The following is a 13,642-nucleotide window of genomic DNA, read 5'->3' as shown; positions in this document are numbered from 1 at the left end:
ATCCACTATCCCCGGGAGTCTCCCTTGCGTCGCACTCTGCTCAAGTCCAAGATCCACCGCGCCACCGTCACCGGCAGCGACCTCAACTACGTCGGGTCGATCACGATCGACGCCGATCTCTTGGATCTCGCCGACATCGTCGAGCACGAGCAGGTGCACGTCGTCGACGTCAACAACGGCGCCCGCTTCGAGACGTACACGATCGCCGGCGAGCGCGGCACCGGAGTCATGCAGATCAACGGCGCCGCCGCGCGCCTCGTCCACACCGGCGACGTCGTGATCGTGATGTCGTACGCGCAGTACGAGCGCGAAGAGGTGCGGGAGCACGAGCCCGTCGTGGTCAACATCGATGAGTCGACGCCCGGTGCGCGGGCGAACAGCGTTCTGCGCGTGCTGACGAACGCGGGGTGACGGCGGTCGACCCGACCGACTGCCCGATAACCGACGAAGTCCCGGAAACCGTTCGGTTTCCGGGACTTTCTGGTCGGGATGACAGGATTTGAACCTGCGACCCCCTGACCCCCAGTCAGGTGCGCTACCAAGCTGCGCCACATCCCGTTGACTCCGCTGACGCGCGGACAACTCCCCCATCCTACCCGCTCCGCGGAGGCCTTGCGAACCGACGGACGCCCGGGCGTGGCATCCGTCGATCGCTTGCCGGTGTCGGTGGGGGGCGTTAGCGTCGCCGCATGGCGCACATCACCATCGAACCGGCCACCGCAGATCGCTTCGACGACGCGCAGCACGCGCTCAGCGGCGGCGGGGACGGGCGCAGCTGCCAGTGCCAGTGGTGGATGATCACGAACGCCGAGTGGCAGCAGACCTCTCAGGAGCAGCGCGAGGGGCTGCTCCGCGATGAGATGGACGCCGGCCCACCCCCGGCGCTCATCGCGTACGTCGACGGCGCGGCCGCCGGCTGGGTGCGCATCGGCCCGCGAACGAAGCAGGTGCGCCTCGGCCGCACCCGCAACTTCACGAGCGCGTCGGAGGAGGCGTGGGACGACGACTCGGTGTGGGCGGTGAGCTGCTTCGTCGTACGCAAGGAGCACCGCAACCAGGGTCTCAACGCGAAGCTGCTCGACGCGGCGATCGACTACGCGCGCACGGGCGGGGCGCGCGTGATCGAGGCGTACCCGCTCGACCCCGACGCGGGAAAGAAGATCCCCTCCAACGAGCTGTTCCACGGGGTTTTCTCGACGTTCGAAGAAGCCGGGTTCCGCGAAGTGGCGCGGCCGAAGCCGCACCTCGCGATCGTGTCGCTCGATCTCGCGGGCTGACCCGCGGCGTCAACGCACTCGTGCCGACTCCCGGCGAACGCGATCGACCTCGAGCACGACCACGACGCCCACCAGCAGCGCAGCGGCGACGACGTACTCCCCCGACGGCAGCAGGCCGGCCAGAGCGATCAGCACCGCGCCGGCGAGCACCGCCGCCGACGCCCACCGCGACAGCGACGCCCGCAGCAGCACGAACCACGACGCCGCCACCACGATCGCGATCGGCAGCGTCAGGGCGAGACCGGCGATCTCCGGCGAGATCTCGGTGTGCCCGGTGATCTCGTCGATCTCGACCTCCACGCCGGCCGACACGGCACCGACCGCCGCGAAGATCACGTAGTGCAGGTAGCCGAAGCGGAAGGCGGACTTCCTCCCCTCCAACCGATGCTGCTGCTCGCGGGAGAAGTACACCCACCAGATGCCGGCGGTGACGACGATCCCCGAGATCGCGAGCGTCACCAGCTCCGAAACGTGCTCCCCCTCGCCCAGTGCGTCGATGATCGCGTTCGCGGAGGCGAGCAGGCTCTCACCGAGAAGCAGGAGAGTGAACAGGCCGTAGCGCTCAGCGATGTGGTGCGGGTGCCACGCCGTACGCCCCGAGGCTTCGCCCCAGACCGGCACGAGCAGCTCGAGCGCGACGAGCACGAAGAACGTCCAGAACTGCGCCGTCTCATCGAGCAGGGAGATCCGTGCGACCCACAGCACCTGCACCACGCTCACTCCGGCAGCCATGCGCAGCGCCGTCCGGCGCGATTCGGGATCGGATGCTGCAGCCCGCAGCCACTGCGCCACCATGGCCAATCGCATGATGACGTAGCCCCACGTCACCACGAGGAAGTCGAAGTCGACCATCGCGTCGTGCACGCCGGCAGCGAGGACGAGAACGCCGCCCATCTGCACGATCGTGAGCACGCGGTACAGCCAGTCGTCGGTGTCGAACGCCGAGGCGAACCATGTGAAGTTCATCCACGCCCACCAGATCGCGAAGAACACCATGAGGTAGGCGAGCACGCCCTGGCCCACGTGGTCCTCGCTGAGGAGGTGGTGCAGGTTCTGCGACGCCTGCGACACCGCGACGACGAAGACCAGGTCGAACAGCAGCTCGAGCGGCGTCGCCACACGGTGCGCCGCGGTCGTATCGCGGGCGGACATCCGGACGAGGCCCATCCGAGCCAGCACATCGGTCATGCGACGATTATGGTTGCCCTGCGTATCGAGGAGGATCATGCGTCGGCTCTGGATCGGGTTCGTGCCGTATATCGCGGTGTCCATCGTGCACGTCGCGGCGCTCGCGGTCGGCTCCGACGCCGTGGCCGCGCCCACGAAACTCGCGCTGATGCCGCTGCTCGGGCTGGCGGTCGTCTGGGGTGTGTGGGGATCCCGCTGGACGCCCGCTCACACCCTGCTCGTCATCGCGATCGGGCTCTCGTGGCTCGGCGACGGTGCCGGCACGTTCGTGCCGTGGCTCCCGACCGTGCCGATGATGCTGCTCTTCTTCGGCCTCGCGCACCTCTGCTACATCTGGCTGTTCTGGCGGATGCTGGCCGTGCGCCGCGTCCCCCTCTGGGCCGCCGTCTACGCCGTGTGGTGGGTGGTGCTCCTGGCCGTGCTGTGGCCGCACCTCGGCGGGCTGGCCATCGCCGTGGCGATCTACGGTCTGGTGCTCGGCGGCACGGCGTTCGCAGCATCCCGCTGTCATCCGCTCGTCGTGTGGGGCGGCGTGTTCTTCCTGACGTCGGACTCGGTGCTCGCGTTCCGCCTGTTCACCCCCGACGTGATGCCCGACTGGACGAGCCCGCTCGTCATGATCACCTACTGCCTCGGCCAGGGCCTCATCGCCGCCGGGGTGCTGGTGAGCGTCCGCGCGCGCCGAGAGGTGCAGACCCCGGTGGTGATTCCATGACGGATGCCTCGACCCCGGGCACGTCGGTGCGCGTGGACGCCTGGCTCTGGGCCGTGCGGATCTACAAGACCCGTTCGGCCGCGACGACGGCCTGCCGCGCCGGGCACGTGCGCGTGGGCGGCGAACGGGCGAAGGCGGCGCAGGCGGTGAAACCCGGAGACGAGGTGCGGGTGCGGATCGACGGGTTCGACCGCATGCTCGTCGTGCGTCAGCCGATCTCGAAGCGCGTCGGAGCTCCGCTGGTCGCCGCCGCGATGGAGGATCGCACTCCCCCGCGCGACCCCACGCCGCTCATGGCGCAGCGCGATCGAGGCGCCGGACGCCCGACGAAGCGCGAGCGGCGCGAGATCGACCGTCTGCGCGGCCGCGACGATCACTGAGGGCGACGTCGCCGGAGTGCGGCTGGTCGAGCGCCGCACGCCGAACCGCCACGCGGCCTTGCGCGAAGCACAGGACGAGCATGATGGCGCACGACACGACGTAGAACGTGTGCAGCGCCCAGATCGGCCCGACGGGAAGGCTGAACACGTAGAGCGAGTAGACCGCGTTCGCCGCGTTGATCATCACCAGGCTCGGCAGACTGTACGACGAGACGTCACGCGTGCGCAGCGCTTTGCCGAGCATCGGCAGGTTGCTGACCGCGAACACGACGGTCGAGACCGTGCCGGCGATCAGCGGGATGTCCATGGCCACACGGTATGCGCGGGCGCCTGTGCGCCGCGTCGGGCGAAGCGCGCATCTTCTCCGGAGCGCGCATATGGGTCATTCTGTGTAGAGTCGGCAAGCCGCGGTCAGACCAAGCCGTTCTCGTACGCGTAGGCCGTCGCGGCCGCTCGCGACGTGATGCCGAGCTTGCCGAAGATATTGGCGAGGTGACGCGCGACCGTCTTCTCGCTCAAGGACAGCCTTTCGCCGATCCCTCGATTGGTGAGACCGGTACACACGAGCCGCAGTACCTCCAGCTCGCGAGCGGTGAGCGACCCGGCGCGCCGGTCACCCATCACGGCGGCCAGATCGGCGAGGGCGGGTTCCGCGCCGAGCGCGAGGAACACCGCGCGTGCCGCGTCGAACTGCACCTGCGCCTCCGGCGCGTCGCCGGCCTCGCGCGCCGCGCGCCCGGCGAGAACGCGGCTTCGCGCTGCCTCGTACGGCGCCCCGAGGGTGTCCCATCCCCGCGCGGCGCTGCGGGCCACGTCCAGCGCGTCGGTCATCCGGCCTTCGGCGAGCAGCACCCGCGCGTCAGTGGCGGCGATCGTCGCGTCGAGCATCGGCGTGGCGGAGGTCCTGCTCGTGTCGCGCAGCTCTTCGACGGCACGGCGCGCCGCGTCGTGATCTGCCGCAGCGACCTCGATCTCGGCGACCGCCGGAAGCAGGTACCGCCGGGTGAGCGGGTCGGCGCCCGCCGCGCTTCGTCGGATCTCGTCCTGCGCGCGCCGCGTGCGGCCGAGTGCGAGATGGAGCAGCGAAAGACCCGGTTGCGGTTCCCATCCGGACTCGCCGGCACGTCGATAGGACTCCTCGGCGGAATGGAACGCCCCGCGCAGGCGCGACAGCTCGGCGTGCTGATAGGGCGCACCCCAGATCGCCCGGTAGTCGCCGGCCCGAAAACGCGAGAGGGCGAGCTCCACAGCGGCCGACGCCTCCGTCCAGGCCCCGCGCACCAGCAGGAGCCCGGCTTGCAGGGCGCGACACTGTCCGCTGAACGCGATGAGCTGAGGCTGCTCGGCGCACCACCGCCCGAGCACACCGGTCCACGCGGTCGCGCGGTCCAGGTCGAAGGCCAGGACGGCGTCGGAGACGGCGCCGCAGACGATGACGCCGGTCGGCAGCGGGGCCACGTCGCCGGCTGCGACGGCGGTCATCGCCTGATCGAGGCGACCGAGTCCTTCCGCCACGGCACCGGATTCGATGAGGGACTTCCCGAGGCCCAGTCTGGCGAATGTCGCGAGTTCGCGGTCGGCCTCGCGCTCGGCGATCGCGAGAACCTCCTCGAACGCGTGCACCGCCTCGGCGTTGTTGCCGCTGCCGAGCTGACCGACGGCGGGAGCCATCCGGACGAATCCGGCCAGAGCGCCGGGCTCCGGCATGGCGTTGACGATCCGCATCGCGCGTGCTGCCCAGAGCACGCTGTTGGTGAAGTCCCCTTGTTCGATCAGATCGAGGGCAAGCCACCCGGCCGAACGCGCCGCGCCGGCGGTGTCCCCCGTCGACAAGTGCGCGCCGTAGGCCCGCGAGAGCGCGTCGATGCAGGCGCGCGCCTCCCCGCGGAGGAGCGCAGCGGTCGAGAGCAGCTCCAGGTCGGAAGCCCCGAGGCCATCCCGCGCGTCCACGCGGGCGAGCAGCTCCCACGCGTCAGCCCAACGCCGGTCGGCTACCGCCGCACGGCCGGCGTCGAGGTCGCTGGAGGAGTTCATGCCGCCCCCGCCCCTCGAATGTTGCGGGAACGGTACCGCCGATCCCGCCGGCCCCGCAAGGACGCCGCCGGCTGTCCGCCGGGTCTCAGCCCTCCAGAAGGTCGAGCAGCCAGCGCGCGCCGCGGACCGCGGCTCCTGCATCCGTCAACCGCTCGGAAAGCGCGCGGTCGCTCGTGACCACCGTCACCCGTCGCCCTGCGGCGACCTCCTGCTGCGCCGCCACGACGATGGCGTCATCACCGGATGCCTCGGCCCGCACGATCTCGACGCCGCGCGCTCCCTCGGCGCGGCGTGCCTGCCCCTCGACCACCGCGGTCCACTCCGGGTACCAGGTCTGCTCGGGCAGTTCCAGCGCGGACGCGGGCACCCCGCGCGCGGCGAGGCCCGCAATCCGTGCGACGAGGCGGGAGGCCGCGCCCGGGCGGTCCCGCCACCAGCCGTCGGGTACCGAACCCACGACGTTCGCGATGTCGACGATGATCGCGGGTCGCACGGCGAGCAGACCGCGCAGACGCTCCCACGACGCCGCGAAAGCGGGATGCAGCGGATAGTCCGTGACCGCGTCCGCCGGCACCCAAGACAGCTCCCGGCTCTCGGGATCACTGATGGTGGGTTCGAACGGCACCACCACGTCGCCTACCACGGTGGTGTAACTCCAGTAGCCCAGATCGAAGACGCTCAGCACGCGAGGCTGCACCGCGGAACCCGGTACGCCCGCCTCCTCGGCGGCCTCGCGAAGCGCACCGTCACAGGCGGATTCGCCCTCGTGGCGAGCGCCGCCCGGCAGCGCCCAGGTGTCGCCGAAGTGGCTCCACGACACGCGATGCTGCAGCAGCACACCACGTTCGGCGTCGACGGCGAGCAGGCCCGCCGCTCCGAACCGGCCCCAGTACCGCTCCCCCGTCGGCGCCACGACCCACGCGTCCCCGGGGTCGCGGGGCCCGTGCGGACGCCGGGGCTCACCAGAGGCGGGAGGCTCGATCGTCACGGTGCCAGCCTGTCACACGAGCGGGCCGCGAACGCCGAATCGGCCCCACCGCCGTCACCGGAGGACTCGCCACAATGGGGTGCATGGAGTACGAACTCGACGATGACCCGACCCGAGTCCAGCGAGACGCCGTGTGGGCGTGGCTCTCGACTGAGGCGTACTGGGGAGGATGGCGCACGCGCGAACAGGTCGAGACGCAGCTCGACAATTCGTGGCGGGTGGTCGCCGCCTACCACCGCCCGACCGGCGAACTGGTCGGCTTCGCCCGAGCCGTCTCGGACGGTGTCGGTTTCGCCTACCTCGCCGACGTCTTCGTCGTCGACGCGCACCGCGGTCACGGACTCGGCAAGCGCCTGATCCACCTGATGATCGACGACGGACCGGGCGCCGACATGCGCTGGACACTGTTCACCGGGGACGCGCACGGCCTCTACCGGCAGTTCGGCTTCGCCGCGCCCGACACGACCGCGATGGTGCGCCCGGCGCGCTACGGTCAGGGCGAGCACGCATGAAGAGATGACGGATGCCTCGGTCCGAGACATCCGTCATCCCAGAGCTGGCGTCAGCGCTGGCGGCGCTCGCGGACGCGCATGTTGATCACGATCGGCGAGCCCTCGAAGCCGTACAGCTCGCGCAGGCGCCGCTGGATGAAGCGGCGGTAACCCGGGTCGAGGAAGCCGGTCGTGAACAGCACGAAGGTCGGCGGGCGTGTGGACGCCTGCGTGCCGAACAGGATGCGCGGCTGCTTTCCGCCGCGCAGCGGGTGCGGGTGCTCGGCGATCAGCTCGGTGAGGAACGCGTTGAACTTGCCCGTCGGGATGCGCTGATCCCATGACTCGAGTGCCGTCTCGAGCGCCGGCACGAGCTTGTCGAGGTGACGACCGGTGCGGGCCGAGATGTTCACGCGGGGCGCCCACTGCACGTGGGCAAGGTCCTGCTCGATCTCGCGCTCGAGGTAGCGGCGGCGGTCCTGGCCGTCCATGTCGTCGTCATTGAGGCGGTCCCACTTGTTGTAGGCGATGACGAGCGCGCGACCCGACTCGAGGACGAGATCGATGATGTTGAGGTCCTGCACGCTGATCGGCTGGGTCACGTCGATCACGACGATCGCGACCTCGGCCTTCTCGAGCGCCGCCGACGTGCGCAGCGACGCGTAGAAGTCGGCGCCCTGCTGCAGATGTACGCGGCGGCGTATGCCGGCGGTGTCGACGAAGCGCCACAGCTTGCCGCCGAGCTCGACGACCTCGTCGACGGGGTCGCGCGTGGTGCCGGCGAGCTCGTTGACGACGACGCGCTCCTCGCCCGCGGCCTTGTTCAGCAGCGACGACTTGCCCACGTTCGGGCGGCCGAGGATCGCGACGCGGCGCGGGCCGCCGATCTCGGCCTTGGCCACCGCCGACACGTCGGGCATGACCTTCACGACCTCGTCGAGAAGGTCGGCGACGCCGCGGCCGTGGATGGCCGAGACCGGCCACGGCTGGTCGAGCCCGAGGTTCCAGAGCGCGGCGGCCTCGGGCTCCTGGCGGGCGTCGTCGATCTTGTTGGCGACGAGGAAGACGGGCTTGTTCGCCTTGCGGAGCAGACGCACGACGTGCTCGTCGGTCGCCGTGGCGCCGACCATGGCGTCGACGACGAACAGCACGACGTCCGACAGATCGATCGCCACCTCGGCCTGCGCGGCGACGGAGCGGTCGATCCCCTTCGCGTCAGGTTCCCAGCCGCCGGTGTCGACGAGGGTGAAGCGGCGGTCCATCCACTCGGCCTTGTACGTGACGCGGTCGCGCGTGACACCGGGGGTGTCCTCGACGACGGCTTCGCGGCGGCCCAGGATGCGGTTCACCAGCGCGGACTTGCCGACGTTCGGGCGGCCGACGATCGCGACGACCGGAAGCGCCGGCAGGAACTCGATGCCGTCCTCGCCCAGGGCGATGCCCGCGAGCAGCGCGGCGTCCTCGTCGTCCAGGTCGTAGTCGTCGAGGCCGACGCGCAGGGCGACGGCCCGCTGCTCGGCGAGCTCGTCGTCGAGGTCCGCGAGGTTCTCGGCGAGGTTGTCGTCTCCGGCCTCGAACTCGTCGAAGTCGGTGTTGTCATCAGCCATCTCAGGCTCCTGTCTGCTGTGAGTCGACCGCCGGCGCGCTCAGCGCGGCCTGGATCACGCCGAGCACGGCGTCCACGGTCTGGTCGAAATCTAGGGGGGTCGAGTCGACGACCTCGACGCCGGGCGCGGCGGTGAGGAAGTCGACGACGGCCGAGTCCGAGGCGTCGCGCTGGTGCAGCGCGGCGGCGACGGACGCGGCATCGTGCGTCGTCAGTTCGGCGCTGCGGCGCGCGGCGCGGATCTCCGGCGCGGCCGTGAGGAGGATGCGCACAGGCGCGTCGGGGGCGACGACCGTCGTGATGTCACGCCCCTCGACGACGACGCCCGGTCGCCCGGAGCGCGCCACGAGAGCCCGGAACAGTGCGTTCACCGACTGGCGCACCGCGGGCACGCGGGCGACGCCGCTCACGGCGTCCGAGACGCGGGGCTCGCGAATCGCGTCGGTGACGTCGCTGGACCCGACACGCACCCAGTACGCGTCCGGGTCGAGCGAGATCGCGTAGTCGAAACTCCCCGAGACATCGAGAACGGATGCTGCGTCCGACGTGTCGATGCCGTGCTCGAGCGCGTGCCACGCGAGGGCGCGGTAGGCAGCTCCGGTGTCGAGGTAGCCGTAACCGAGACGGCGGGCGACCTGCTTCGAGACGCTGGACTTGCCGCTGCCGGCGGGGCCGTCGATCGCGACGATGACCGGGTCGGGCCCCGGTTTGGTGATCGCGGGGTCAGTCATTGGTGGTGCTCGCAATCTTCCAGCCGCGCGACTCGAGGCCGTCGATCGCCCGGCGCACGGCGCTCGGGACGACGCTGATCTCGGCGAGGCCGAACTGGGCGCCGGGCGAATGCTCCAAGCGCAGGTCTTCCACGTTCACGTCGAGGTCGCCGAGCTCACCGAACAGCCGGCCGAGCTGGCCCGGGGTGTCATCGACCATCACCACGACCTGCTCGAAGCGGCGGTTCTGGCCGTGCTTGCCCGGCAGGCGCTCGACGCCGTCGTTGCCACGGCGGATCGTGTCGGCGACGGCGCGGCGGGCGCCCGGCGCGTCGGGCTCGCGCAGCGCGTCGGCGACGGCGGAGAGGTCGGCCGCGATCTGGTCGAGCACGTCGACGACGGGCGCCGCATTCGCGCCGAGGATCTGCACCCACAGCTCGGGAGCGGACGCTGCGATGCGGGTGGTGTCGCGCACGCCCTGGCCGGCGAGCCGCAGCGACCCGTCGGGGGCGTCGACGAAGCGGCCGGCGAGCAGGCTCGCGACGAGCTGCGGTACGTGCGAGACGAGCGCGACGCCGCGGTCGTGGTCTTCGGGGGTCATCTCGATCGGCGTCGCCCCGAGGTCGAGAGCGAGGCCTTCGACGAGCGCGAGGTCGGCGGATGACGTCTCCTCGTCGCGGCACACGACCCACGGGCGGCCGACGAAGATGTCGGCGCGGGCGGAGATCGCTCCCCCGCGCTCGCGCCCCGCCAGCGGATGCGAGCCGATGTAGTGCGTGAGGTCGACGCCGCGCTCGCGCAGCGCGAGGAGCGGCTCGAGCTTGACGCTCGCGACATCCGTCACGACCGCGCCCGGGTGGCGCTCGAGCTCGCGCTGGATCACATCGGCCGTGACGTCCGGCGGCACGGCGACGACGACCAGCGACGGCTCATCGCCCTCGGCCGCGCGGCGGCCCGCACCGTAGTCGATCGCGAGACGCAGCTGCGACGGTGACGTGTCGTCGAGCGCGACATCGACGCCGCGTGCGCTGAGCGCGTGGCCGATGCTCGCGCCGAGCAGGCCTGCGCCGACGATGCGCACCGTGCCCTGCACGCGCGGAGCAAGGGAGGTCGCTGTCACTTAATCCTCCTGTTGACCTGCGGCTTGGCGCGAAAGAGTCAGCAGAGCGCCCCGCTCCACCTTAGTCAACTCGCGGGCGCGCCCGGCTGGCAGCGTTCCCAGGTGCAGCGGGCCGAACTGCCGTCGCACGAGTTCGACGACCGGATGCCCCACCTCCGCCATCATGCGACGCACGATACGGTTGCGCCCCGAGTGGAGCGTGAGCTCGACAAGCGAGCCGCCGCCCTCTGCCGACGACGACAGCAGCCGGGCCTTGTCGGCGGAGATCGGGCCGTCCTCCAGGTCGACGCCTTTCAGGAGCCTCTGGATCGTCTGGGGCGTCACGCGGCCGTCGACCTTGGCGATGTACACCTTGGTGACGCCGAACGACGGGTGCGCGAGCACGTGCGCGAGCTCACCGTCGTTCGTGAGCACGAGCAGGCCGCTGGTCTCGGCATCCAATCGCCCCACGTTGTACAGGCGCTCATCCCAGTCCTCGGTGAAGCGGCGAAGGTCAGGGCGACCGCGGTCGTCCTTCATCGAGCTCACGACGCCCGTGGGCTTGTTGAGCATGACGTACCGCCTGGACTGGTCGAACTGGACGGCCGTGCCGTCGACGTCCACCAGGTCGTTCTCGGGGTCGACGCGTGAGCCGAGCTCGGTGACCACTGCGCCGTTCACCCGCACGCGTCCCTCGACGATGAGCTGCTCGGCGACGCGCCGCGACGCGACTCCCGCGTTCGCGAGGGCCTTCTGCAGGCGCACGCCCTCGGTCGATTCCGATCCGCCGGTCATCGACGCACTCCTTCGTCCTGGTTGTCTTCGACTTCATCGACACCGTCGAGCAGCGGCGAGATGTGCGGGAGCTCGTCGAGCGAGTTGATGCCGAGGTGCACGAGCAGCGCGTCGGTGGTGCCGTAGTTGATGGCGCCGGTCTCGGAGTCCGCGAAGAGCTCGGTGATGAGCTCGCGCGCCAGCAGTGTGCGCACGACGGAGTCGACGTTCACGGCGCGGATCGACGCGACCTGGCTGCGGGTCACCGGCTGCTTGTACGCGATGACGGCGAGGGTCTCGAGCGCCGCCTGCGACAGGCGCGACGGCGCCTGGCCGCCGACGTACTCGCTGACGAGGTCGTCGAGTTCCTCGCGCACGTAGAGCCGCCAACCGCCGCCGACTTCACGCAGCTCGAAGCCTCGGACCGGTCCGACGGACTTGCCGTCGTAGTCGTCGACGAGCGACTCGATGGCCTGTCGAACCGCGGGCACCGGCGCGCCGACCGCGGTCGCGAGGCTCACCAGACTCTGCGGCTCCTCGACGATCAGCAGGATCGCCTCGAGGCGCCGCGCGACGTCGGTCACGGTCACGACGGGCGCGTCACCCCCGGTCGCTGAGTCTGTCGAAGCATCATCGGTCATAGTCGGCTCCCAGGGTGGCGAGGTTCTCGTCGCTCCAGCGCTGCGCGCTCCAGCGGAGGGTCAGCTCGCCGAGCGGTTCGAGCTGTTCGAAGGACAGGGCGGCGTGGCGGTACAGCTCCAGCACCGAGAGGAATCGTGCGACGACGACGCCGGGCTGACCGACGCCCGCGATGAGCTCGCGGAATGTCAGGGACCCGGCATCCCGCAGCAGCGTCACCACGATCGCCGCCTGCTCCCGGATGCTCACCAGCGGCGCGTGCAGGTGGTCGAACCCGATGCGCGGGATCTCCTTCGGCGTCATCGCCAGGAGCGCCAGCGCCGCGAAGTCGTCGGCGCTCAGCGACCACACCAGCTCCGGCACGGCGTTGCGGTACTTCTCGTCGAGGCGCACCGAGCGGGTGTGGCGCACGGCCTCGCGGCGCAGGCACCGCTCGAACCACGTCGACACCTCTTTGAACGCGCGGTACTGCAGCAGTCGCGCGAACAGCAGGTCGCGCGCTTCGAGCAGGGCGACCGACTCGGCGTCGACGAGCTCGCCCTGCGGGAGCAGTCCCGCGACCTTCATGTCGAGCAGGGTCGCCGCGACGACGAGGAACTCGGATGCCTCGTCCAGCTCTTCACCCGGACCCAGATCGCGCAGGTACGCGATGAAGTCGTTGGTCACGAGCGACAGCGACACCTCGGTGATGTCGAGCTCGTGCTTCGAGATCAGGGTGAGGAGGAGGTCGAAAGGCCCGTCGAAGTTCGAGAGGGCGACCCGGAACCCTTCCCCGGTCGGTGAGCCTGCCGAAGCGTCAGGCGACAGCGCCACGGGCGACCAGCTCCCGCGCCAGCCGCAGGTAGGCCTGCGCGGCGGCGTGCTCCGGCGCGAACTCGGTGATCGGCATGCCCGAGACGGAGGCATCCGGGAACTTGACGGTGCGGCCGATCACGGTCTCGAGGACGTCGTCGCCGAAGGCGTCGACCACCCGCTCGAGCACCTCGCGCGAGTGGAGCGTACGCGCGTCGTACATCGTGGCCAGCACGCCGTCGAGCGTGATGGTGGGGTTGAGTCGGTCGCGCACCTTGTCGATCGTCTCGATGAGCATCGCGACTCCGCGGAGGGCGAAGAACTCGCACTCGAGCGGTATGACGACACCATGGCTCGCGGTGAGCGCGTTGACCGTCAGGAGGCCCAGCGACGGCTGGCAGTCGATGAGGATCACGTCGTAATCGCCCGTGACCTTGCGCAGCGCCCGCGACAGCGTCTGCTCGCGCGCGACCTCGTTCACCAGGTGCACCTCGGCGGCCGAGAGATCGATGTTCGCCGGAATCACGTCGAGATTCTCGACACGGGTGTGCACGATGACCTCGTGCGGGTCGCGCTTGCCGTCGAGCAGCAGGTCGTAGATCGTCGGGATCTCGTGAGTCTGGATGCCGAGACCCGCCGACAGTGCGCCCTGCGGGTCGAAGTCGACCGCGAGCACCTTGCGGCCGTAACCGGCGAGCGCGGCTGCGAGGTTGATGGTCGTCGTCGTCTTGCCGACGCCGCCCTTCTGGTTGCACAGCGCGATGATGCGGGCGGGGCCGTGACCGGCGAGCTTCGGCGGGGTGGGGAAGCCCTGATAGGGACGACCGGTGGGTCCGATCGGAGTGTCCCCCGTGGCGGCCTTCGTCGCCGCCTGTGCCTTGCCCGCCACCAATGCTCCCACCTACGTGCTTCGTGTCCACCGATTCTAGTCACGCCGCGCACGGGAACG

Annotated in this window: 16 protein-coding genes and 1 tRNA gene; 5 read left to right on the top strand and 12 right to left on the bottom strand. The window is 70.4% G+C overall.

Annotated features, from left to right (window positions below; translation table 11 throughout):
* Positions 1-24: 24 nt before the first annotated feature.
* Positions 25-411, top strand: coding sequence for an aspartate 1-decarboxylase (gene panD, locus ACEYYH_RS08300; protein ID WP_374977728.1), 387 nt, complete (start codon positions 25-27; stop codon positions 409-411).
* Positions 412-481: 70 nt separating this feature from the next.
* Here the strand turns inward: panD and ACEYYH_RS08295 are convergent.
* Positions 482-558, bottom strand: a tRNA-Pro gene (locus tag ACEYYH_RS08295).
* A 131-nt stretch (positions 559-689) separates the two neighbouring features.
* On the opposite strand from ACEYYH_RS08295, the gene ACEYYH_RS08290 reads away from it, so the two are divergent.
* Positions 690-1,277 (top strand): GNAT family N-acetyltransferase, encoded by a 588-nt coding sequence (locus ACEYYH_RS08290; RefSeq protein ID WP_374977727.1) that lies wholly within the window; start codon positions 690-692, stop codon positions 1,275-1,277.
* A gap of 9 nt (positions 1,278-1,286) precedes the next feature.
* Here the strand turns inward: ACEYYH_RS08290 and ACEYYH_RS08285 are convergent, their stop codons facing one another.
* Entirely contained in the window at positions 1,287-2,465 is a 1,179-nt protein-coding gene (locus tag ACEYYH_RS08285) for a low temperature requirement protein A (protein ID WP_374977726.1), read from the bottom strand.
* 37 nt (positions 2,466-2,502) lie between these two features.
* Between ACEYYH_RS08285 and ACEYYH_RS08280 the strand changes: the two genes are divergently transcribed.
* Together ACEYYH_RS08280 and ACEYYH_RS08275 are read left to right on the top strand one after the other, a co-directional pair.
* Positions 2,503-3,180, top strand: a complete 678-nt coding sequence (locus ACEYYH_RS08280; protein ID WP_374977725.1) for a lysoplasmalogenase — start codon at positions 2,503-2,505, stop codon at positions 3,178-3,180.
* Complete coding sequence (locus ACEYYH_RS08275; protein WP_374977724.1) at positions 3,177-3,560, top strand: RNA-binding S4 domain-containing protein; 384 nt, start codon at positions 3,177-3,179, stop codon at positions 3,558-3,560. Before ACEYYH_RS08280 ends, ACEYYH_RS08275 begins: the two co-directional genes overlap by 4 nt.
* Here the strand turns inward: ACEYYH_RS08275 and ACEYYH_RS08270 are convergent.
* The 3 genes from ACEYYH_RS08270 to ACEYYH_RS08260 all read right to left on the bottom strand — a co-directional run bounded on the left by ACEYYH_RS08270 (position 3,472) and on the right by ACEYYH_RS08260 (position 6,582).
* Complete coding sequence (locus ACEYYH_RS08270) at positions 3,472-3,867, bottom strand: hypothetical protein (RefSeq protein ID WP_374977723.1); 396 nt, start codon at positions 3,865-3,867, stop codon at positions 3,472-3,474. The genes ACEYYH_RS08275 and ACEYYH_RS08270 overlap by 89 nt on opposite strands.
* Positions 3,868-3,971: 104 nt before the next feature.
* Positions 3,972-5,594, bottom strand: coding sequence for a LuxR C-terminal-related transcriptional regulator (locus tag ACEYYH_RS08265; protein ID WP_374977722.1), 1,623 nt, complete (start codon positions 5,592-5,594; stop codon positions 3,972-3,974).
* 85 nt (positions 5,595-5,679) lie between these two features.
* Positions 5,680-6,582 (bottom strand): NUDIX domain-containing protein, encoded by a 903-nt coding sequence (locus tag ACEYYH_RS08260; RefSeq protein WP_374977721.1) that lies wholly within the window; start codon positions 6,580-6,582, stop codon positions 5,680-5,682.
* Between the two features lie 83 nt (positions 6,583-6,665).
* Here ACEYYH_RS08260 and ACEYYH_RS08255 point away from each other — a divergent pair, with 83 nt between their 5' ends.
* Complete coding sequence (locus tag ACEYYH_RS08255) at positions 6,666-7,094, top strand: GNAT family N-acetyltransferase (RefSeq protein WP_374977720.1); 429 nt, start codon at positions 6,666-6,668, stop codon at positions 7,092-7,094.
* 50 nt (positions 7,095-7,144) lie between these two features.
* Here the strand turns inward: ACEYYH_RS08255 and der are convergent, their stop codons facing one another.
* Genes der through ACEYYH_RS08220 form a run of 7 tightly spaced genes read right to left on the bottom strand, consistent with a single transcriptional unit; the run spans position 7,145 to position 13,582 of the window.
* Positions 7,145-8,680, bottom strand: coding sequence for a ribosome biogenesis GTPase Der (gene der, locus ACEYYH_RS08250; RefSeq protein WP_374977719.1), 1,536 nt, complete (start codon positions 8,678-8,680; stop codon positions 7,145-7,147).
* Between the two features lies 1 nt (position 8,681).
* Positions 8,682-9,410 (bottom strand): (d)CMP kinase, encoded by a 729-nt coding sequence (gene cmk, locus ACEYYH_RS08245; protein ID WP_374977718.1) that lies wholly within the window; start codon positions 9,408-9,410, stop codon positions 8,682-8,684.
* The gene (locus tag ACEYYH_RS08240; RefSeq protein ID WP_374977717.1) at positions 9,403-10,509 is read right to left on the bottom strand and encodes a prephenate dehydrogenase; all 1,107 of its coding nucleotides are present in this window, start codon (positions 10,507-10,509) and stop codon (positions 9,403-9,405) included. Before ACEYYH_RS08240 ends, cmk begins: the two co-directional genes overlap by 8 nt.
* Positions 10,510-11,283 (bottom strand): pseudouridine synthase, encoded by a 774-nt coding sequence (locus ACEYYH_RS08235; protein WP_374977716.1) that lies wholly within the window; start codon positions 11,281-11,283, stop codon positions 10,510-10,512. It abuts the gene before it with no gap.
* Positions 11,280-11,903 (bottom strand): SMC-Scp complex subunit ScpB, encoded by a 624-nt coding sequence (scpB, locus tag ACEYYH_RS08230; protein WP_374977715.1) that lies wholly within the window; start codon positions 11,901-11,903, stop codon positions 11,280-11,282. Before scpB ends, ACEYYH_RS08235 begins: the two co-directional genes overlap by 4 nt.
* Positions 11,893-12,714 (bottom strand): segregation and condensation protein A, encoded by an 822-nt coding sequence (locus ACEYYH_RS08225; RefSeq protein ID WP_374977714.1) that lies wholly within the window; start codon positions 12,712-12,714, stop codon positions 11,893-11,895. The genes scpB and ACEYYH_RS08225 overlap by 11 nt, the downstream gene beginning before the upstream one ends.
* On the bottom strand, positions 12,698-13,582 hold the full coding sequence (locus ACEYYH_RS08220; RefSeq protein ID WP_374977713.1) for a ParA family protein: 885 nt from the start codon (positions 13,580-13,582) through the stop codon (positions 12,698-12,700). The genes ACEYYH_RS08225 and ACEYYH_RS08220 overlap by 17 nt, the downstream gene beginning before the upstream one ends.
* Positions 13,583-13,642: the final 60 nt, after the last annotated feature.

It is taken from the genome of Microbacterium trichothecenolyticum, assembly GCF_041938625.1.
In the GTDB taxonomy this organism is placed as follows: Bacteria; Actinomycetota; Actinomycetes; order Actinomycetales; family Microbacteriaceae; genus Microbacterium; species Microbacterium trichothecenolyticum_D.
The sequence above is the reverse complement of the archived record's forward strand: the minus strand, read 5'-3'. Positions and strand labels throughout refer to the sequence as shown.